Below are 19,652 nucleotides of genomic sequence, written 5' to 3'. Positions count from 1 at the left end.
GAGCGGAGCCAAACTTCATCGTGCTGTAACGGGAGGTTGGGCCAAGTGGGTGTCTACATGACGTAGAAGCGCGCCTTCACCACCACGCCGCCGGTGCCGCAGACCACCGTGCGGTTGCGGCCGCTGTTCTTGGCGAAGTAGAGCGACTCGTCGGCGCGGGCCAGCAGGTCGGCGACCGACTCGGTGCCCTGCGCCGGGCACATGCCGATGCTGACGGTGAAGGAGAAGGGCACGCCCTCCGCCGTCGTCACCATCAGGTTGGAGGTCGCCAGCCGCACCTCCTCCGCCTTGGCTATGGCCGACTCTACGTCGCCGGCGGGCAGGACCATGCAGAACTCCTCCCCGCCCATGCGGCCGACGAAGCCGCCGGGCGGCACGTGGGCCGCGCAGGTCTCGGCGAAGCGCTTCAGCGCGAGGTCGCCGTTGGAATGGCCGTGGGTGTCGTTGATCGCCTTGAAATGGTCGATGTCGAAAAGCGCGATGGAGAAGGGGGAGCCGTCGTCACGGGCCAGGCGGTAGTCCTGCTCCAGCCGCTCCATGAAGCGGCGGCGGTTCAGCACGCCGGTCAGGTAGTCGGTGTTCAGCATCTCCGCCATCACCCGGTGGGTGCGGGTGATGCGCTCCCCCGCGCGCACGCGGGCGCGCAGCATGGGCATGTCGATGGGCTTGGTCAGGAACTCGTCCGCACCCGCGTCGAACGCCTCGATCCGGCGCTGGATGTCGTCGTCGGCGGTCATCAGGATGCAGAAGGTGCGGTGCTGGTCGTCCTCCGCCCGGATCAGCCAGCACAGCTCCAACCCGTCCATGCGCGGCATTTCCAGGTCGGTGATCAGGATGTGGATGTCGTTGCGGTGGTAGAGATCCAACGCCTCCTGGCCGTCGCGCGCGACCAGGACATGGTAGCCGGAGGCTTCGAGGTGGTCCTTCAGGATCTTCCGGACAACCGCGGAGTCATCGGCGATGAGGACGTTCGTCTCCATGGTTGCGTGAAAACCCCCGGGCCATCAACCGCTGCACCGGGTGTTTACCGCGAATTTGGCTAAAGTCCTACGCTTTTCGGCGGAGGCGGGTTGTGGAAGCCCGGGAGACGCTCAGCTTTCCAGCATGCGGCGCAGCAGTTCCACGTCCTCCGCGAAGGCGGGGTCGGTGGTCCGCAGCTCCTCCACCTTCTTCACGGCGTGCATGACGGTGGTGTGGTCGCGGCCGCCGAACTTGCGCCCGATCTCCGGCAAGGAGCGGGCGGTCAGCTGCTTGGCGAGGTACATGGCGACCTGCCGCGGCCGGGCGACGGCGCGGGCGCGGCGGGCCGAATGCATGTCGGCGACGCGGATGTTGAAGTGCTCCGCCACGCGCTTCTGGATCTCGTCGATGGTGACGCGGCGGTCGTTGGCGCGCAGCAGGTCGTGCAGCACCTCCTGCGTCGATTCCAGCGAGATGGCGCGGCCGACCAGCTCCGCGTGCGCGACGATGCGGTTCAGCGCCCCTTCCAGCTCGCGCACGTTGGAGGTGATCTTGTGCGCCAGGAACTCCAGCACCTTCAGCGGGATGGCCGCGTTCAGCGCGTCCGCCTTGGCCTGGAGGATGCCGAGCCGCAGCTCGTAGGTGGTTGGGTGGATGTCCGCCACGAGGCCCCAGCCGAGGCGGGAGCGCAGCCGCTCCTCCATGCCTTCCAGGTCCGACGGGCTCTTGTCGGCGGAGATGATGACCTGCCGGTTCTGGTCGACCAGCGCGTTGAAGGTGTGGAAGAACTCTTCCTGGGTGCTGTCCTTGCCGCTGATGAACTGGACGTCGTCGATCATCAGCACGTCCACCGAGCGGAACTGCTGCTTGAAGGCCATGGTGTCCTTGAAGCGCAGCGCCCGGATGAACTGGTACATGAACTTTTCTGCCGACAGGTAGATCACCTTGCGGTTCGGGTCGTTGCGGCGGATCTGCCAGGCGATGGCGTGCATCAGGTGGGTCTTGCCGAGCCCGACCCCGCCGTAGAGGAACAGCGGGTTGAAGGTGACCGAGGTCGCGTCGGCGACCCGGCGGGCGGCGGCGTGGGCCAGCTCGTTCGGCTTGCCCACCACGAAATTCTCAAACGTGAAGCGCGGGTCGAGCGGCGCGGAGATGTCCGTGCGGTCCTCCAGCACCGAGGCGACCGCCGTCGGCGACTCGTCGGAGAAGGCCGGCGACGGCGGGGCCGCCCCATAGGACCCGCTGGTGTAGGAGTTCGGCTGAACCAGGGCGGAGCTGAGCCGCGCCGGGGCGGGCGCCGCGTCGTTCCCCTCAATGTCCTCGCCATCGTCGTCCGCCGCGAGCGCGGCCGGCGCGTTGGCCGCGGCCACCACGACGTCGATGGACTGGACCTCCGGATTCTCGCCGGACCACAGGTTGCGGATGCGGTCGGCGTAGTGGGTCAGCACCCAGTCGCGCATGAAGCGCGTGGGCACCACGATGCGGACCTCGCCACCCCGGATGCCAGCGAAGGAGAGCGGCTGCAGCCAGCTGCGGTAGGCGATCTCGCCCACCTCGTCCTTGAGGCGGCCCCGGATGCGGGCCCACTGTTGATCCAACGACGCGCCGACCGACATGCTTTCCCTACCCCGCTCCTTTCCCCCGGACGGCCACCGCCGTCACGGCCACTGGTCGAACGGGGCCAAGCCAACCGTCGGACCCCCGCTTCCAAGCCACGATCGCTTGGCCCCAGTCGCCGGGCCCCACATTGCGGGCCAAGGCTGAAACCAACACACCCGAAACCCAAACGCCCATCAAGCGAAGACGAAACCGCTCCCCATCCGCGCCGTTGGCGCGTGTCATCCGCGCCACACGTGTCATATGCGCAACAGTCGGACCGGAATATCGGACCTGTCCGTCTCCGCAAGCCTCTGCGCGCAAGCCCCCTGGCAAGCCACAGAGCACGCCCCTGGGCACGCCTTGGGACGGAGCACCCGCCCGCGGCGCCGGTTTTCCGGCGCTCGTTTCCCCGAACCCTTCCGGCCGTTCCTTAAGGTAAGCTCCGCCGTACGGATTGTTCCTCTCCGGAAGACTCCAACGGTGGATGCCTCCTAACTGGACGGCAACACTATCCCTTCGGCGAAACCCGGAGGTCCGCCTTCCCAACGCCAAGTTTTAAGAAGAGGGCCGCTGTTGAAACGCCGGTTGACTCGCGGTCGACTCAGCGCCTTGCGGCATCGAACGTCTCCGTTCCTTGATGGACGGCAAAAGACTTTGCGATCGGCATCACCTCGCCATCCCCGACGGATCGAAAGTCTAATCAGACTCCCCATCCGAGGCAATGGGACAGAAAGCGAACGGTCCAAAATGCCACAATCGTTCGAGCAACAACCGCCGTTCGAACAATAACCCATGAATCGTCACCCAATGATTCCTGGCCAGTTCTGCCGGAAATCCGGGTGTAATTCATGGATTGCAGGCTCTGAAAACGCAAAAAGCCGCGCCCATACCTGGTGCGCGGCTTAATGACGCTGAGAGTACTCAGAGAGCCTTGATGCGGGCCGACAGGCGCGACAGCTTGCGCGACACCGTGTTCTTGTGCAGAACGCCCTTGGAGGCGCCGCGCATCAGTTCCGGCTGGGCGGCCTTGAAGGCCTCCGCGGCCTCAGCCTTGTTGCCGGTCTCGATCGCCGATTCGACCTTCTTCACGAAGGTGCGGATGCGGCTCACGCGGTTACGGTTGATCTCCGTACGACGCGCGGTTTGACGAATGCGCTTTTCAGCAGACTTATGATTGGCCATGAAAACCCTACTCCGGACGACACGCCTGTCCCAGTGCGAGGGGGCCTTATACGCTCCACCCGAATGAGAGTCAAGGCGCGCACCGACACTGTTTTCGCCCAAATGAAACGAGGCGAGATCTTGGTGGTGACATGCCCCTCCCCCGCTATATGCGGGGGAGGATGCGGCTCTAATCAGCGATGCTTCCAGTCCGGCTGGCGCTTCTCGGCGAAGGCGGCCATGCCTTCCTTCTGGTCTTCGGTGGCGAAGGTGGAGTGGAAGAGTCGCCGTTCGACCTTCACGCCCTCGGACAGCGTCGTCTCGTAAGCGGCGTTGACGGCGTCCTTGGCCATCATGACGACCGGGCGCGAGAGCTTGGCGATCTTTTCGGCGACGCGGACGGCCTCGTCCACCAGGTCGGCGGCCGGGATGACGCGGCTGACGAGGCCGGCGCGCTCGGCTTCCGCGGCGTCCATCAGGCGGCCGGTCAGGCACATCTCCATGGCCTTGGACTTGCCGACGAAGCGGGTCAGGCGCTGCGTGCCGCCGGCGCCGGGGATGGTGCCGATGGTGATCTCCGGCTGGCCGAACTTGGCGGTGTCCGCGGCCAGGATGAAGTCGGCCATCATGGCCAGCTCGCAGCCGCCGCCCAGCGCGTAGCCGGCGACCGCGGCGATGGTCGGCTTGCGGGTCTTGGCCAGCCGTTCCCACTTCGCGGTGATGAAGTTGGACTTGTAGACGTCCATGTAGGAGAAGCCCTGCATCTCCTTGATGTCGGCGCCGGCGGCGAAGGCCTTTTCCGACCCGGTCACCACGATGGCGCCGATGGCGTCGTCCGCCTCCAGCGCGTCGAGCGCCTGGCCCAGTTCGGTTACCAGCTGGTCGGACAGGGCGTTCAGCGCCTTCGGCCGGTTCAGCGTGATCAGCCCGACGGGGCCGCGGGTCTCCACGAGGATCGTTTCGTACGGCATGTTGCAGCTTGCTCCCGGTGTGTCTGCCCCTCCCGAACGGGGGCGTTATGATTGGTGTAGGTTGGGGTTCAGTGCGGCATCAGCGAGAAGCGCACGGTCGTGACGCCGGCCCGGCTTGATGCCTGGGCCTGGGCCGCGCCCGGTTCGACGAACTCCAGACGCAGTTCCTCCCCGTCGCGCAGGAAGCGCGTGCCGGCCGCCGCAGCCTGGGGGGCGGCTTTCCAGCCGAGCTGCGGCATGGTCTGGTTGTAGAAGGCCAGCACCGCCTTGCGGTCCACGCGCCCGGCCATCACCGATTGGGCGATGCGCCCGCCCGGCTTGTCGAAGACCAGCGGCTCCTCCTCCGCGGGGGCGAGGCCCGGCATCACCGGCACGTCGCCCATCCCTGTGAGGAAACGAGGGGATTCGGAAGCCCAGGCGGGCAGCGGATGTCCGGCCAGGCCCGCGATGGCGGGGCCGGCGAGGAGGAAGGCGGCGAGCGCCGCCCGGGCGGTGGCCGATGGAGCCGTCATGGACTCCACGTATATCAGCGCTGGCGCTGCGGACAATAGAAAGTCGAGCGCCCGGCCTGCACGATCCGCTGGATTCCGCCGGTCCTGGCCACATCGCACGTGCAGCCCGGGCAGGGCTGGCCCTCGCGGTCGTAGACCGAGAACTGGTGCTGGAAATAGCCCAGCTCCCCCGACGCCTGCCGGTAGTCGCGCAAGGAGGAGCCGCCGGCCGCGATGGCGCGGCCCAGCACCTCGCGGATGGCCGTCGCCAGCCGGTCCGCCTTGGCGCCGGTGACGGTGGCGGCGATGCGCGTCGGGCTGATCCGGCTGAGGAACAGCGCTTCCGACACATAGATGTTGCCGAGCCCCGCAACGACCGTCTGGTCGAGCAGTGCCGCCTTGATGCTGGTCATCCGGCCGGCCAGCCGTTCGGCCAGCACCGGGCCGGAGAACTCGTTGCCCAGCGGCTCCGGCCCCAGGCTGCGCAGCAACGGGTGCCCGGCCAGCGTTTCCGCCGTGGCGAGGTCCATCAGGCCGAAGCGGCGGGCGTCGTTGAAGGTGACCACCGTGCCGGCGTCGGTTTCCAGCACCACATGGTCGTGCGCGCCGTATTCGGCCGGCCGTTCCGGCGTGATGATCATCCGCCCGGACATGCCGAGATGGGCGATCAGCACCGTGCCGTCGTCCAGATGGACCAGGATGTATTTGGCGCGCCGGCGCACCGACTCGACGCGGCGGCCGGTCAGCCGCGCGCAGAAGTCCGGCGGGAACGGAAAGCGCAGGTTCGGCCGGCGCTGGAGCACCTGGACGAGCACCCGCCCTTCCAGATGGGGGGCGAGGCCGCGGCAGACGGTTTCGACTTCGGGAAGCTCGGGCATGGTCCGCAAGTGTGGGGAGGGTGAGGGGGTGACGCAAGTGGGGTGGGGTGTGGGGGTGGATGGGAAGTGGTTGAAGTTGGGCCCCCACCCTAACCCTCCCCCACTTCGCGGGGGAGGGGATTGCTCCTCCCCCCGTCGAAGATGGGGGGAGGTTGGGAGGGGGGCCCAGTGCGACCACTCTCCCGCCCCTCCCCACCCACTTGACACACGCCACCCGCCACTTGACACAATCGCTCCGTCACAGCGTCAAGCACGGCGCCCCAATCGCCCGCCGCCGGCTGGCGGAACAGGGTGGCGGAGGGGTACCAGGGGGAGTCCGGGCGGTCGCGCAGCCAGCGCCAGTCGGCGGCGTGGCCCAGCAGGACCCAGGCGGGGTGGCCCAGCGCGCCGGCCATGTGGGCGGTCACGTTGTCGATGGTGACCACCAGATCGGTGGCGGCGATCCGCGCGGCGAGGCCGTCCAGGTCGTCGCGCAGGTCGAGGCCTGGGGGGATGGCGATGTCGATGCCCTCCGCCGCCAGCGCCGCCACTTCGCCCGCCCAGTCGCCGTATTGCAGAACGACCATGCGCGCGCCGGCCGCATGCAGCGCCCGCGCCAGATCGGGCAGCGGAATGTTCCGGCTGCGGCCCCATTTCGGGTTGGTGGTGTGCCAGGCGATGCCGACCAGCGGCTTGCCCCTCTTGTCCGCTGGCCCGTCCGCGGCCCGCATCGCGGCCGTGCGTGCCGGATCCGCAACGAGGTAAGGATGCAGGCGCCGGAAGTCCGCGGCGTCGCGCAGCAGCAGGCGCGGCAGGCTGCCGGACGGGATTTGCGCGGCGATGTCCGGGGACGACAGGCGCGGGTCCGGCGGGGTGGTGCGCGCAACGACCTCCACCGCCGGCAGGGACCGGGCGAGCAGCGGGGCCAGACGCGCGTCGCACTCCAGCCGGCAGCGCACGCCGGCTTGCGTCAACAGGGGCAGCAGGGCGGCGAATTGCAGCTCGTCGCCGACGCCCTGCTCCCCCCAGACGAGCAGGCGCCCCTCCCCCAGCGGCTCGCCGGTCCAGGCGGGTTGCGGGAAGCGCGGCGGCTGGCCCGGCGCCTGAACCGCCCAACGGTCCTCCCAGGCGTCCCAGCCTTCGGCGAAGCGGCCCAGCGTCAGCAGGGCGGTGGCGCGCGCCAGCCGGGCGTCGGCCAGGTCGGGCGTCACGGCCAGCGCGGCGTCGGCCTGCTCCAGCGCCTCGGCCGGGCGGCCGGCGAGCATCAGGGCGTCGCCGAGGTTGTTCCGGATGGCGGACGAGGCCGGTTGCAGCGTGGCCGCGATCCGCAGCGCCGCCAGCGCGCCGTCCGCGGCGCCTTGGCCCTTCAGGACGCTGGCGCGGTTGTTCCACAGCTCCGCCCCCGCAGGGTCCAGGGCCAGCCCGCGTTCGTAGGCGTGATGCGCCCCGGCGAGACGACCGGCGACCTTGTGCCGGGTGCCGAGTCGGTCCCACAGGCTGGGCCGCGCCGGGTCGAGGCGCAGCGCGCGCCGCAGCGCCTGCTCCCCCGCCTCTCCCGGTTCGACGCCGAGCCGTTCGGCCAGGTCGCGCAGCAGCGCCGGGTCGCCGGGCGCCAGCAGGGCGGCGCGGCGCAGCTCGGCCAGCGCCGGCGCCGACTGCCCAAGCCAGTCCAGCGCCTGGGCGAGGTTGACGCGCAGGTCGGGGTCGAGCGGCTGGAGGTCGATGGCCGCGCGCAACGCCCGCTCCGCAAGGTCCGGCCGGGCGCCGTCCTTCAGCCGGCGCAGCGCGAAGCCGTTGAGCGGAACGACCCGCGTGGGATCGAGCCGCGCCGCGCGGATCAGGCAATCGGTGGCCGGCTCGACGCGGCCGAGCGCCTCCAGCAGGGTGCCGAGGTTGCTGTGGTAGTCGGGGACGGTCCCGTCGCCCTCGATCGCCCGCTCGATCAGGGCGCAGGCCTCCTCCAGCCGTTCCCCTTGCGCGAGCAGGAGGCCGCGCAGGTGCAGGGCCGGCGGGTGGCCGGGGACGGCGTCGAGGATGCGCTGGTACAGGGCGTCGGCCTCGGCCAGGCGCCCGGCCTGCTGGTGGTCGAAGGCGATGAGCAGAGCCTCCTGGACCGTCGCCATTCCCCTCCCCGCTTCCCTCGTCGCTGTGGGCCGATCCCCGGCGGGAACCCTGGCGAAGCCGGGCGCGGGGGTCAAGCCCGCGAAAAAAGCGCGTTTTGCCGCCCTGTCACGGTCACGCCCCGGCTGGCGCGCGCTCAGGCGCCGCGCTATGTTGCGCGCCATGACCGATCCGCACACCCCTCCCGACCCGAAGAATGCTTCCGCAAACGCTTCCACCCCCGCTTCCTCCCCTGGGGTGGGGCCGGAAGGGAACTGGTTCGGGTACAAGCCCGTGGACCCGGACGCCAAGTCCGGCCTGGTCCGCGCCGTGTTCGACAGCGTGGCCGGCCGTTACGACCTGATGAACGACCTGATGTCGGGCGGCATCCATCGGCTGTGGAAGGACACGCTGATGGAGATGGTCGCGCCGAAGGCCGACATGACGCTGCTGGACGTGGCGGGCGGCACCGGCGACATCGCCTTCCGCTTCCTGCAACGGGGCGGCGGGCGGGCCGTGGTGTGCGACATCACCGAGTCGATGGTCCGGGTCGGGCGCGACCGCTCCTTCGACCGCGGCATCCTGGCCGGCGTGGACTGGACGGTGGGCGACGCGGAAAAGCTGCCCATCGCCTCCCGATCGGTGGATGCCTACACCATTGCGTTCGGCCTGCGGAACGTTACGCGCATCGACGCCGCGCTTTCCGAGGCGCGTCGCGTGTTGAAGCCCGGCGGAAAGTTCTTCTGCCTGGAGTTCAGCCACGTGGTCCTGCCGGTGTTGCGCGAGGTCTACGACCTCTATTCCTTCAACGTCCTGCCCAAGCTCGGCCGCATGGTGGCCGGCGACGAGGACAGCTACCGCTATCTGGTGGAGAGCATCCGCCGCTTCCCCGAGCAGCAGGCGCTGGTCAAGCGGATCGAGGCGGCCGGCTTCGGCGCCGTGCGCGTGCGCAACCTGACGGGCGGCATCGCCGCGATCCATTCCGGCTGGCGGATCTGACCGGTGTTCCGGACCGTCCGCAACCTCGTCCGCCTGTTCGGCATCGCCCGCACGGTGGCCCGCTACAACGCGCTGCCGGAGACGCTGTCGGACCATTCGCCCGGCATCGCGATGTTCTGGCGCTGGGTCGGCAACCGGAAGGAACCGGGCCGCGTCGGCCAGCGCCTCGCCCGCGCGCTGGCGGAGCTGGGGCCGACCTACATCAAGCTGGGGCAGCTGCTCTCCACCCGCTCCGACCTGGTGGGGGAGCGGACGGCGCTTGACCTGGCGGAGCTGCAGGACAAGCTGCCGCCCTTCCCCGGCGCCAAGGCCCGCGCCATCGTGGAGGAGGAGCTGGGCGCCCCCATCGCGGCGCTGTTCCAGAGCTTCGACGAGACGCCGGTCGCCGCGGCCTCCATCGCGCAGGTGCACTTCGCGGTGACCGCCGACGGGCGCGAGGTGGCCGTGAAGGTGCTGCGGCCGGGCATCGAGCACGCCTTCGAGCGGGACATCGACCTGTTCTACTGGCTGGCCGAGCTGGCCGTCCTGGTCATGCCCAAGCTGAAGCGGCTGCGCCCGCGCGAGGTGGTGGACACCTTCGCCCGCACCTCCCGCCTGGAGATGGAGCTGCGGATGGAAGCCGCGGCGGCGTCGGAGCTGGCCGCCAACTTCAAGGGCGACCCGACCTTCAACGTGCCGGCCATCGACTGGGACCGCACCGCGCGGCGCGTCCTGACGCTGGAGCGCATCCGCGGCGTCAAGGTGGACGAGTACGACCGGCTGGAGGCGATGGGCTTCGACCGGGACGAGATCCTGGCCAAGGCGTCGGCCAGCTTCTTCAACCAGGTGTTCCGCGACGGCTTCTTCCACGCCGACCTGCACCCCGGCAACCTGTTCGTGGACGAGAACGGCAACATCGCCGCCGTCGATTTCGGCATCATGGGCCGGCTGGACCGGGCGACGCGGACCTACCTCGCCGACATGCTCATCGGCTTCCTGACTGGCGACTACCGCCGCGTGGCGCAGGTTCATTTCGACGCCGGATACGTCCCGCGCCACCAGTCGATCGAGGTCTTCACCCAGGCCTGCCGCGCCATCGGCGAGCCGTTGCAGAACAAGCCGCTGAACGAGATCTCCGTCGGGCGGCTGCTGGCGCAGCTGTTTGCGGTGACGGAACAGTTCGAGATGGAAACGCAGCCGCAGCTGCTGCTCCTCCAGAAGAGCATGCTGACCGCGGAGGGCGTGGGCCGCATCCTGAACCCCAAGATCAACATGTGGGAGCTGGCGCGCCCGCTGATCGAGGAGTGGATGCGCGAGAACCGCGGGCCGGAGGCGCAGATCCTCGACGACCTGGAGGCCGCCGTGGTGACCATCCGCCGCCTGCCGCACCTGGTGCGCCGGGCCGAGGAGGCCGCCACCCAGATCGCCGACGGGGGCTTGCGCCTGCACCCGAACTCCATCCTCTTCATGCTTGAACGCTGGGTGGAGCGGCGGCTGAGCGAGCGCATCGCGATCTGGGCGATCCTCGCGCTGCTGGCGGTCATCGCGGTGGAGCTGCTGTAGGCATTGGCCAAAATCGGAGGGGGTGCGACCGCTCGCCCCTCCCCCCTTGGGCGCGCTTGACCGGACGTTGCGGGAGCCGGACACTGAATGGTGTCGCAACCGGAAGCGGAGGCTGCCCATGGCCCGCGACGAATTCCAGGCGCTCCTCACCTACGTCCAGACCGACCAGCTTCACCCGCACCGCCCGCACAGCGGCGCGCTGGAGAAGCCGCCCCCCGTCGTCACCATCGCGCGCGACCACGGCGCGGGCGGCGACGTCATCGCGCCGAAGGTGGCGGCGGCGCTGGAGGTCCCCTGCTTCGACAAGGAAATTCTCGACGCCGTGGTGGCGGCGGCCAAGTCCGACCCCGCCCTGATGCGGCAGCTGGACGAAAAGCTGCCGGAGCGCGCCGGCATGTTCCTCTACGCCAGCCTGATGGGGCTGCACGACCCGCTGTCGGAGTACCAGCAGCTGCTGACCCGCGTGGTCAACGGCATCGCCTTCCGCGGCGGCGTGATCGTCGGGCGCGGCGCGCACCTGCTGCTGCGCGGGGCGCGGTGTTTCCGCGTGCGGATCGTCGGCTCCGACGAGGTCTGCGCCCGGCGGCTGGCCGGCGGCGACGCGGACAAGGTGGAGGCGATGCTGGCCGAGCTGCGCAAGGTCAACACCACCCGCGCCAAGTTCTTCAAGGAGACCTTCAAGGTCACCAACAACGACCCGCTGCAATACGACCTGATCGTCAACACCGACCACTTCGTCAGCCTGGACGCCGTGGCCGACCTGATCGTGCAGGGCTACCGGGCGCATGGGGAGCAGAGGTAAGGATTCTCGGGGGTGTGCTCCGTTTTCACGGATTGCGCGGATTTTTACACGGATTTCATGGATGATTTTGCTTGCTGATCGCCGGCTTTCTCGAATGGCCCGAGCGTCGGCACGCCAAATCAAAAAATCCCGAAAATCCGCGCCCAAATCCGCGAAATCCGTGAAGAATGAGCAGTTTCCTCACCGCTCCTCCACCCACCACGACTCGATGAGCGGGCCGTACAAAGGCGTCACCGCCGGGCGTTTCAGGCGGGACCAGCGGGCCATGCGGTCCACCGGGCTGTGGAACAGCGGCACCATGTAGTGCCCCCACAGCAGCACGCGGTCGAGCGCGCGGACGCGGGCGACGAGGTCGTCGCGGGTGCGGGCCTCGGCGATGGAGGCGGCGATGGCGTCCACCACCGGGTCGCGGATGCCGGCGAGGTTGCGGCTGCCGGGCTGGTCCGCGGCGGCCGAGCCATAGTAGTAGAGCTGCTCGTTGCCCGGCGAGAGGGTGGACACCCACCAGCGCACGGTCATGTCGAAATCGAAATTGTCCAGCCGCGCCTGGTACTGCGCGTTGTCCACCGCCCGCACCGACGCGGCGATGCCCAGCCGTTCCAGGGAGCGGGCGAACTCCAGCGCCACCCGCTCGTCGGCGGGGGTGCCCAGCAGGATCTCGAAGGCGAAGGGCTGGCCCGCCGCGTTCACCAGCCGCCCGTCGCGGACGCGCCAGCCCGCCTCCCCCAGCAGCCGCAGGGCCTCGCGCAGGTTGGCGCGGGCGCCGGCCGGGCCGGTCCCATCGCTCTGCGGCAGGGCGAAGGGCTGGGTGAAGAGCGACGGCGGCAGCCGGTCGCGGAAGGGCTCCAGGACGGCGAGTTCGCGGCCGGATGGCACCCCCACCGCCGCCAGTTCGGAGTTGGGATAGTGGCTCGCCGTGCGGAGCAGCGCGCCGTGGAACAGCGTCTTGCCGATCCAGGCGAAGTCGGTGGCGAGGCCCAGCGCTTGCCGGACGCGGACGTCCTGGAACAGCGGCCGGCGCGTGTTGAAGATCAGGCCGCGGGCGAACTCCGGCCGGTGGTGCGGCAGTTCCTCCAGGACGATGCGGCCGTCGCGCAGGGCCGGGCCGTCGTAGCCGGTGGCCCATTTGCCGGGGTCCGACTCGCGCCGCACGTCGCCCTCCCCCGCCTTGAAGGCCTCCAGCGCCACGGTGTCGTCGCGGTAATAGGTGAAATCCAGGGCGTCGACGTTGAACAGCCCGCGCCGGGTCGGCAGGTCGCGGCCCCAATAGTCGCGCACCCGCTCGTACACGATGCGCCGGCCGGCATCGACCAGGGCCACGCGGTAGGGGCCGCTGCCCATGGGCGGGTCCAGCGTCGTCCGCTCGAACTCCTTGCCCGCCCACCAGGCCTTCGAATGGATCGGCATCAGCCCCATCAGCAGCGGCATCTCGCGGTCGAGCGTGCCGTCGGGGTTGGGGGAAAAGGTGAAGCGCACGGTGCGGTCGTCCGGAGCCTCGGCGGTTGCGACCTTGGCGTAGAACTGGCGGCGGTTGGGCGTGCCGTGGACCCGCTGCACCTCCAGGGAAAAGAGAACGTCGGCGGCCGTCACCGGCGTGCCGTCGTGCCAGCGCGCGGCCGGGTTCAGGTGGAAGGTGGCCGCGCCGCGGTCCTCCGGCACCTCCAGGCTTTCGGCCAGCAGGCCGTAGAGGGAGAATGGCTCGTCCCAGGAGCGGACCAGCATCGTCTCGAACACGAAACCGAGCCCCAGGGCGGGAACCCCCTTCACCACATGCGGGTTCAGGGTGTCGAAGCCGCCGGTGACCGCCTGCCGCAGCACGCCCCCTTTGGGCGCGTCCGGGTTGACGTAGCCGAAATGAGCGAAGCCCGGCGGCAGGGCGAGGTCGCCGTGCATGGCGATCCCGTGCGTGACGATTCCATGATCGGGGTCCGAAGTGGTGTGACCACTCCCCCCAGACACCGTTTCGGCCTGGACCGGCAGGGAGACAATGGCGAGAAAAAGCAGCGAAAGAAGGGTTGGACGCATTCCATGAGGCTCGTCCCTTTGACGCACCCGCGCAAGTGTCTTTGACTTATGCCCGCTTCTGCCTAAACTCCGCGCGCGCGGCGTCGGGAGGTACGGCCGACGTCCTCAATCCAATCCCGCGCATTCCGCTATTGCAGTCGAAGGATAGTTTCCATGGATCTCAGCAAGGTTCCGGTCGGCAAGAACGCCCCGTGGGACGTGAACGTGGTCATCGAGATCCCGTTGCGCGGCGAGCCGGTGAAGTACGAGATCGACAAGGAGTCGGGCGCGATGTTCGTCGACCGCTTCCTGCACACGGCCATGTACTACCCCTGCAACTACGGCTTCATCCCGCACACCCTGTCCGGCGACGGCGACCCGGTGGACGTCTGCGTGGTCGGCCGCCATTCGGTCATCCCGGGCGCCGTCCTGCGCTCGCGCCCGATCGGCGTGCTGTACATGGAGGACGAGGGCGGCGAGGACGAGAAGCTGCTGGCCGTTCCGGTCGACAAGCTGCACCCGTTCTACAGCAACGTGAAGTCCTACAAGGACCTGCCGGAGATCACCACCGAGCAGATCGCCCACTTCTTCCAGCACTACAAGGACCTGGAGAAGGGCAAGTGGGTCAAGATCCTGCGCTGGGGCGACGAGCAGGAAGCCGCCAAGAAGATCCAGGAAGGCATGGAGCGCGCCGCCGCCGCCACCAAGGGCCAGCCGGGCCCCGTCGTCTGATCGGGCTTGGTTTGATCGACTTGTAAAGCAGGACGAGGTTGCATGGACCGGATCCGCGTCGTCGAGGGCGACATCACCCGCCAGACGGTGGACGCCATCGTCAACGCCGCCAACGCCGCCCTGAAGGCCGGCGGCGGCGTTGACGGGGCGATCCACCGCGCCGCGGGGCCGGACCTGCAACGCGAACTGGACGGGATCGGCGGTTGCCCCACGGGCGACTGCCGCCTGTCGCGGGGCTACAACCTGCCCGCCCCGCACATCATCCACTGCGTCGGGCCCGTGTGGCACGGCGGCGGTTCGGACGAGGAACGGCTTCTGGAGAGCTGCTACCGCTCGGCGCTGGCCTTGGCCCGCCGGCACGGGATCCGGACGCTCGCCTTCCCGGCCATCAGCACCGGCATCTACGGCTTCCCCAAGCAACGCGCCGCGGAGATCGCGGTGGCGGTGGTGCGGGATGAGTTGGCGATAGACGACGCGATCGAAGAGGTGCGGTTCGTGGTGTTCGATGCGGAGACGGCGGGGATTTACCGGGCGCTGGTGTAGGGGTTGGATTTTTGCGGGCGAACTGGTTTTACACGGATTTCGCGGATTTGAGCACGGATGATACAGATTTTTGTTTATTGATGTCTTCGTAGGTTGGGTGAAGCGCCAGCGCAACCCAACTCGCCACTCTAAAAGCATGCCGACATGGTGACGTTGGAAAGAGAAATCAGATCTTCTTTTGTGATCTGTTGAGACGCCTTCCCCAAAATGCCGTTACTATTAAGCTCACTCATTCTGTTTTTGCAAAAATTCCGAAAACTCTCGCCACCTGTCGTACTTTGTAATTTCTTGAACTCGGAATTCAAGAGTGCCCTGCTCGGCACAAGGCTTTCCCTAGAAATCCCGAACGTCTCCGACGTGAAGTCGTCGATGATCTCAATGCTGCGTTTGATGTTTGCCCGAATGCTCTCGTCGGAGTCCGGCTGGCAGGCATCGAGAAACACATCCAGAGACAAGACCATCGCCCGCATGCAGAGGATGTGCCCCAGATACGCCTCCCTGTTGGGAGCGTCATAATAAGCAAACGCGTTATTGGCGAAAAGCGCTACCATTATCACAGCCAGCGCGCGCAGCATCGCCCGGTTCACTCCAGTGGGTCCTACGACGCTTCATAAGCGGGCCTATGCGTCGGTGCAATCCGGTGAGACTGCGGCATTTGCGCATTGGCGTTCGGGTTGCAGAAGAAAGCTCCCGCGTTGGGCCCCCCTCCCAACCTCCCCCCACTTCGCGGGGGGAGGGGTTTGGTCACGGAGCGGCGGCAGTTCCCTCCCCTGCCGAAGGTGGGGGAGGGTTAGGGTGGGGGCCCAGTGCGACCACCTTCAGGGTCACTGGCAAACCAAAATCCGTGTCATCCGTGCGGAAATCCGTGAAATCCGTGGAAACCCTGTTGCCCGACAAGGATCGACACCCCGGACGTCACGACAGCGACGCTTCCACCGACGTCGCCGCCTCCTTCAAAATCTCCGCACTCCGCTTCAGCGCAGCCGCTTCCACGGCGGAGAAGTCCGGCATGATGGTGCTCAGCACGCCGGAGCGGCCGACCACGCGCGGCAGGGACAGGGCGACGTCCGGGACGCCCAGCACGTCGTCGTTCAGGACGGAGCAGGTCAGCACCGCCTGTTCGTTGCCGGCGATGGCCGCGACGATGCGGGACAGGCCGCCGCCGATGCCGAAGGCGGTGTGGCCCTTGCCGTCGATGATGCGGTAGGCGGCGCGGCGCACGCCCTCGTCGATGGCGGCGCGGTCCTCCGCCGTCAGCGGGTGGCCGAGCTGGTCGGCGCAGCGGTCCACGGGCACGCCGGCCACGGTGGCGCCGGACCAGAGCAGGACCTCCGAATCGCCGTGCTCCCCCACCACATGGGCGTGCACCGACTTCGGCGTGACGCAGAGCTTCGCCGCCAAGAGCGCGCGGAAGCGCGCGGTGTCCAGCACGGTGCCGGAGCCGATGACGCGCGAGCGCGGCAGGCCGGAGATGCGGGTCGCCACCTGCGTCATCACGTCCACCGGGTTGGTCGCCACCAGCAGGATCGCGTCGGGCGCCGCGGCCAGCGCCGCGGGGATCACCGCGCCGAAGACGGCGGCGTTGCGCTCCAGCAGTTGCAGGCGCGTCTCCCCCGGCCGCTGCGCGACGCCGGCCGACAGCACCACCACGCCCGCCCCGGCCAACTCGCTGTAGGGGCCGTTGCGCACCTGCACCGCGCGGGCGAAGGGCACTGCGTGGGCAATGTCCTGCGCCTGGGCCGCCGCCAGCTTTTCGTTGGCGTCCACCAGCACGACCTCGCTGGCCGAACCGCTCATCACCATGGCGAAGGCGGCGGTGGCCCCCACCGCGCCGGCCCCGACGACACCCACCTTCATGGCACCCGTCCCCCTCTTGCTCGTCCCGCGTGCCCCTTCAGGGTGGGGCCATCCGGTGCCGGACTCAAGGCCCCGCGTGCGGCGCTTGGAGCGGAGGCTCGACAGGGGCGCGACAAAGGGCGCCTGTACAAAGGTAATACCATCGAATATTTTGCAGCGCAGCATGAGCGGCGATCGGTCGCGTTCCCGCCGTTTGATTGCCATACTACCGCTGTTTGCTGGACTCCGTCGCAAGCCCCGTTCGCCTTAGGCGTGTTGAAGGCCCCGTCGGTCCACTCTTCGGCCCATCAGAGACCAAGCCCGGATCCGGTCATGACCGTTCGCAACCTCGACCACCTGTTCAAGCCCACCTCCATCGCGCTGATCGGGGCGACCCGCAAGGCCAACACCATCGGTGCCGTGGTGGCGCGCAACCTGTTCAACACCGGGTTCGACGGCCCGATCATGCCGGTGAACCCGTCGGAACGCGCGGTCGAGGGCGTGCTGACATACAAGACGGTGGACGACCTGCCGATCACGCCGGACCTGGCGGTGATCTGCACGCCGGCCAACACCGTGCCGGCCACCATCGAGGCGCTGGGCAAGCGCGGCACCAAGGCGGCCATCGTCATCTCCAGCGGCTTCAGCAAGGACCAGGTGCAGACGCTGCGCGAGGCGGCCAAGCCGCACCTGATGCGCGTGCTGGGGCCGAACAGCCTGGGCATCATGGTGCCGGGGCGCGGGCTGAACGCCAGCTTCGGCCACGTGACGCCGAAGAAGGGCGACGTGGCGCTGGTGGCGCAGTCGTCGATGGTCGTGACCTCCATCGCCGACTGGGCGACGGCGCGCGGCATCGGCTTCTCGCACCTGATCTCCATGGGCGACAAGGCCGACGTCGATTTCGGCGACCTGCTGGACTATCTGGCCGGCGACGCCACGGTGCGGGCCATCCTGCTGTACATCGAGAGCATCTCCGACGCGCGGAAGTTCATGTCGGCGGCGCGCTCCGCCGCCCGCCAGAAGCCGGTCATCGTCATCAAGGCCGGCCGCACGGAGGAGGCGCTGGAGGCGTCGGCCTCGCACACCGGGTCGCTGGCCGTGTCGGACGCCGTCTACGACGCCGCCTTCCGCCGCGCCGGCATCCTGCGCGTGACCGACCTGGACGAGCTGTTCGACGCGGTGGGGACGCTCGCCACCGGCGTGCCGATCACCGGCTCCCGCCTGGCCATCCTGACCAACGGCGGCGGCATGGGCGTGATGGCGACCGACAGCCTGATCCTGGCCGGCGGCCGGCTCGCCCAGTTCGCGCATGAGACGCAGGAGGCGCTGGAGAAGGCGCTGGGGGCCGGCTGCACCCTGCGCAACCCGCTGCGCATCGGCGGCGATTCCCCGCCCAAGCGCTACGCCGACGCGCTGAACGCCCTGTTGCAGGACCACGGCAACGACGCCGTGCTGGTGCTGAACTGCCCCACCGCGACGACCGACAGCCTGGCCGCCGCCCAGGCGGTGGTGGAGACGATGGTCGCCAACAAGGCGCGCAAGCACCCGGTGCTGACCAGCTGGGTCGGCGACCACACGGCGGTGGAGGCGCGCAAGCTGTTCGCCGCCAGCCGCATCCCCACCTACGACACGCCCAGCCACGCGGTGCGCGCCTTCCTGCATCTGGTGGAATACCGCCGGAACCAGGAGCTGCTGATGGAAACCCCGCCGTCGGTGCCGCAGGATTTCCAGCCCGACGACATCGGCGTGCGCAAGATCATCTCCCGCGCCATCGCCGAGCAGCGGGAGTGGCTGACCGAGTATGAGGCCAAGCGCGTGCTGGCGGCCTACGGCGTGCCGGTGGTGGACACCCGCTGCGCCGAGACGCCGGAGGAGGCCGCGCGCTGCGCCGCCATGATCGGCGGGCCGCTGGCGCTGAAGATCCTGTCGCCGGACGTCACCCACAAGTCGGACGTGGGCGGCGTGACCCTGCACCTGACCGACCCGGACGAGGTGCGGGCGGAGGCCGAGGCCATGCTGGCCCGCGTGCGCGAGGCCGTCCCCGGCGCGCGCATCGAGGGCTTCACCGTGCAGGAGATGGCCGTCCGCCCCGACGCCTACGAGCTGATCGTCGGCATGACGGAGAACGAGCTGTTCGGCCCCGTCCTGCTGTTCGGCGAGGGCGGCATCGGCGTGGAGGTGGTGGAGGACTATGCGCTGGCCTTGCCGCCGCTGAACATGAAGCTGGCGACGGAGCTGATGGGCCGCACGCGCATCTGGAAGCAGTTGCAGGGCTACCGCTCGCGCGCCGCCGTGGACCTGGAGGCGGTGGCGCTGACGCTGAACAAGGTGTCGCAGCTGATCGTCGACTTCCCGGAGATCGCCGAGCTGGACATCAACCCGCTGCTGGCCGACTCGGACGGCGTGATGGCGCTGGACGCGCGCATCAAGGTCGGCGTGCCGGCCCTGCCCGGCGCCCGGCGGCTGGCCATCCGCCCCTATCCGAAGGGGCTGGAGGACCGCATCACCATCAAGGACGGCCGCAACTTCTTCGTCCGCCCGATCCTGCCGGAGGACGAGCCGCTGGTGCACCACATGGTCGCCAACCAGACGCCGGAGGACCTGCGCCTGCGCTTCTTCGCGCCGCTGAAGCGCCTGTCGCACCAGGCCGCCGCCCGCCTGACCCAGATCGACTACGACCGCGAGATGGGGCTGGTCGCCGTCGGACCGGACCCGGAGACCGGCGAAACGATCATGTACGGCGTCGTCCGCATCACCGCCGACCCCGACAACCTGCGGGCCGAATACGCGGTGATGGTGCGCTCCGACATGAAGGGCCAGGGCCTCGGCTACCAGCTGATGAACAAGATCCTGGACTACGCGCGGTCGCGCGGCATCAAGGAGGTCTACGGCGAGGTGCTGCGCGAGAACACCAGCATGCTGGGCATGTGCCGGGCGCTGGGCTTCATCCGCAAGGAGAACCTGGACGAGCCGGGTGTGGTCGAGGTGCGCATCGAGCTGGGCGGCGGCATCGGCGGGGCGAAGTAGCCGCCCTTCTCTTGGAACCATGCGGGGA

16 protein-coding genes are annotated in these 19,652 nt (G+C 68.8%); 6 read left to right on the top strand and 10 right to left on the bottom strand.

Features of this window, described 5'->3' with window-relative positions:
- Positions 1-53 precede the first annotated feature (53 nt).
- The 7 genes from J2851_RS28245 to J2851_RS28215 all read right to left on the bottom strand — a co-directional run bounded on the left by J2851_RS28245 (position 54) and on the right by J2851_RS28215 (position 8,162).
- The gene (locus tag J2851_RS28245) at positions 54-980 is read right to left on the bottom strand and encodes a GGDEF domain-containing response regulator (RefSeq protein ID WP_209770539.1); all 927 of its coding nucleotides are present in this window, start codon (positions 978-980) and stop codon (positions 54-56) included.
- A gap of 111 nt (positions 981-1,091) precedes the next feature.
- Positions 1,092-2,576, bottom strand: coding sequence for a chromosomal replication initiator protein DnaA (gene dnaA / locus J2851_RS28240; RefSeq protein ID WP_209770537.1), 1,485 nt, complete (start codon positions 2,574-2,576; stop codon positions 1,092-1,094).
- Between the two features lie 904 nt (positions 2,577-3,480).
- Complete coding sequence (gene rpsT, locus J2851_RS28235) at positions 3,481-3,741, bottom strand: 30S ribosomal protein S20 (RefSeq protein ID WP_209770535.1); 261 nt, start codon at positions 3,739-3,741, stop codon at positions 3,481-3,483.
- A 173-nt stretch (positions 3,742-3,914) separates the two neighbouring features.
- Positions 3,915-4,691 carry an enoyl-CoA hydratase gene (locus J2851_RS28230; protein ID WP_209770533.1) on the bottom strand — a complete coding sequence of 259 codons (777 nt, stop codon included), beginning with the start codon at positions 4,689-4,691 and terminating at the stop codon, positions 3,915-3,917.
- Between the two features lie 68 nt (positions 4,692-4,759).
- Entirely contained in the window at positions 4,760-5,203 is a 444-nt protein-coding gene (locus tag J2851_RS28225; protein WP_209770532.1) for a hypothetical protein, read from the bottom strand.
- Positions 5,204-5,217: 14 nt separating this feature from the next.
- Positions 5,218-6,060 carry a bifunctional DNA-formamidopyrimidine glycosylase/DNA-(apurinic or apyrimidinic site) lyase gene (gene mutM / locus J2851_RS28220; protein ID WP_209770531.1) on the bottom strand — a complete coding sequence of 281 codons (843 nt, stop codon included), beginning with the start codon at positions 6,058-6,060 and terminating at the stop codon, positions 5,218-5,220.
- Between the two features lie 89 nt (positions 6,061-6,149).
- Positions 6,150-8,162, bottom strand: coding sequence for a tetratricopeptide repeat protein (locus J2851_RS28215; protein WP_209770530.1), 2,013 nt, complete (start codon positions 8,160-8,162; stop codon positions 6,150-6,152).
- 148 nt (positions 8,163-8,310) lie between these two features.
- On the opposite strand from J2851_RS28215, the gene J2851_RS28210 reads away from it, so the two are divergent.
- The 3 genes from J2851_RS28210 (at position 8,311) to J2851_RS28200 (ending at position 11,482) form a co-directional block, all read left to right on the top strand.
- Complete coding sequence (locus J2851_RS28210; protein ID WP_209770529.1) at positions 8,311-9,138, top strand: class I SAM-dependent methyltransferase; 828 nt, start codon at positions 8,311-8,313, stop codon at positions 9,136-9,138.
- A gap of 3 nt (positions 9,139-9,141) precedes the next feature.
- Positions 9,142-10,680 carry a 2-polyprenylphenol 6-hydroxylase gene (ubiB, locus tag J2851_RS28205; protein WP_209770528.1) on the top strand — a complete coding sequence of 513 codons (1,539 nt, stop codon included), beginning with the start codon at positions 9,142-9,144 and terminating at the stop codon, positions 10,678-10,680.
- A 118-nt stretch (positions 10,681-10,798) separates the two neighbouring features.
- The gene (locus J2851_RS28200) at positions 10,799-11,482 is read left to right on the top strand and encodes a cytidylate kinase-like family protein (protein ID WP_209770527.1); all 684 of its coding nucleotides are present in this window, start codon (positions 10,799-10,801) and stop codon (positions 11,480-11,482) included.
- Positions 11,483-11,662: 180 nt separating this feature from the next.
- On the opposite strand, the gene J2851_RS28195 is transcribed toward J2851_RS28200, so the two are convergent.
- Entirely contained in the window at positions 11,663-13,507 is a 1,845-nt protein-coding gene (locus tag J2851_RS28195) for an extracellular solute-binding protein (protein WP_209770525.1), read from the bottom strand.
- A gap of 153 nt (positions 13,508-13,660) precedes the next feature.
- On the opposite strand from J2851_RS28195, the gene ppa reads away from it, so the two are divergent.
- Both ppa and J2851_RS28185 read left to right on the top strand, forming a co-directional pair.
- Entirely contained in the window at positions 13,661-14,218 is a 558-nt protein-coding gene (gene ppa, locus J2851_RS28190) for an inorganic diphosphatase (protein ID WP_209770523.1), read from the top strand.
- Between the two features lie 42 nt (positions 14,219-14,260).
- Positions 14,261-14,761: an O-acetyl-ADP-ribose deacetylase gene (locus J2851_RS28185; protein ID WP_209770522.1), complete on the top strand. Its 501-nt coding sequence runs from the start codon at positions 14,261-14,263 to the stop codon at positions 14,759-14,761.
- A gap of 128 nt (positions 14,762-14,889) precedes the next feature.
- Here J2851_RS28185 and J2851_RS28180 read toward each other — a convergent pair whose 3' ends face one another.
- Positions 14,890-15,336, bottom strand: a complete 447-nt coding sequence (locus J2851_RS28180; protein ID WP_209770521.1) for a hypothetical protein — start codon at positions 15,334-15,336, stop codon at positions 14,890-14,892.
- Positions 15,337-15,676: 340 nt separating this feature from the next.
- Entirely contained in the window at positions 15,677-16,618 is a 942-nt protein-coding gene (locus J2851_RS28175; protein ID WP_209770520.1) for an L-lactate dehydrogenase, read from the bottom strand.
- Between the two features lie 312 nt (positions 16,619-16,930).
- Between J2851_RS28175 and J2851_RS28170 the strand changes: the two genes are divergently transcribed.
- Entirely contained in the window at positions 16,931-19,624 is a 2,694-nt protein-coding gene (locus J2851_RS28170) for a bifunctional acetate--CoA ligase family protein/GNAT family N-acetyltransferase (RefSeq protein WP_209770519.1), read from the top strand.
- The last annotated feature ends 28 nt before the right edge of the window (positions 19,625-19,652 follow it).

It is taken from the genome of Azospirillum rugosum, from assembly GCF_017876155.1.
Taxonomy (GTDB): domain Bacteria; phylum Pseudomonadota; class Alphaproteobacteria; order Azospirillales; family Azospirillaceae; genus Azospirillum; species Azospirillum rugosum.
The sequence above is the reverse complement of the archived record's forward strand: the minus strand, read 5'-3'. Positions and strand labels throughout refer to the sequence as shown.

What these genes read in the sequence shown, in the direction of transcription:
- J2851_RS28245 (WP_209770539.1), bottom strand. Translation starts at nt 980, where the DNA reads ATGGAGACGAACGTCCTCATCGCCGATGACTCCGCGGTTGTCCGGAAG.
- dnaA (WP_209770537.1), bottom strand. Translation starts at nt 2,576, where the DNA reads ATGTCGGTCGGCGCGTCGTTGGATCAACAGTGGGCCCGCATCCGGGGC.
- rpsT (WP_209770535.1), bottom strand. Translation starts at nt 3,741, where the DNA reads ATGGCCAATCATAAGTCTGCTGAAAAGCGCATTCGTCAAACCGCGCGT.
- J2851_RS28230 (WP_209770533.1), bottom strand. Translation starts at nt 4,691, where the DNA reads ATGCCGTACGAAACGATCCTCGTGGAGACCCGCGGCCCCGTCGGGCTG.
- J2851_RS28225 (WP_209770532.1), bottom strand. Translation starts at nt 5,203, where the DNA reads ATGACGGCTCCATCGGCCACCGCCCGGGCGGCGCTCGCCGCCTTCCTC.
- mutM (WP_209770531.1), bottom strand. Translation starts at nt 6,060, where the DNA reads ATGCCCGAGCTTCCCGAAGTCGAAACCGTCTGCCGCGGCCTCGCCCCC.
- J2851_RS28215 (WP_209770530.1), bottom strand. Translation starts at nt 8,162, where the DNA reads ATGGCGACGGTCCAGGAGGCTCTGCTCATCGCCTTCGACCACCAGCAG.
- J2851_RS28210 (WP_209770529.1), top strand. Translation starts at nt 8,311, where the DNA reads ATGTTGCGCGCCATGACCGATCCGCACACCCCTCCCGACCCGAAGAAT.
- J2851_RS28200 (WP_209770527.1), top strand. Translation starts at nt 10,799, where the DNA reads ATGGCCCGCGACGAATTCCAGGCGCTCCTCACCTACGTCCAGACCGAC.
- J2851_RS28195 (WP_209770525.1), bottom strand. Translation starts at nt 13,507, where the DNA reads ATGCGTCCAACCCTTCTTTCGCTGCTTTTTCTCGCCATTGTCTCCCTG.
- ppa (WP_209770523.1), top strand. Translation starts at nt 13,661, where the DNA reads ATGGATCTCAGCAAGGTTCCGGTCGGCAAGAACGCCCCGTGGGACGTG.
- J2851_RS28185 (WP_209770522.1), top strand. Translation starts at nt 14,261, where the DNA reads ATGGACCGGATCCGCGTCGTCGAGGGCGACATCACCCGCCAGACGGTG.
- J2851_RS28180 (WP_209770521.1), bottom strand. Translation starts at nt 15,336, where the DNA reads ATGCTGCGCGCGCTGGCTGTGATAATGGTAGCGCTTTTCGCCAATAAC.
- J2851_RS28175 (WP_209770520.1), bottom strand. Translation starts at nt 16,618, where the DNA reads ATGAAGGTGGGTGTCGTCGGGGCCGGCGCGGTGGGGGCCACCGCCGCC.
- J2851_RS28170 (WP_209770519.1), top strand. Translation starts at nt 16,931, where the DNA reads ATGACCGTTCGCAACCTCGACCACCTGTTCAAGCCCACCTCCATCGCG.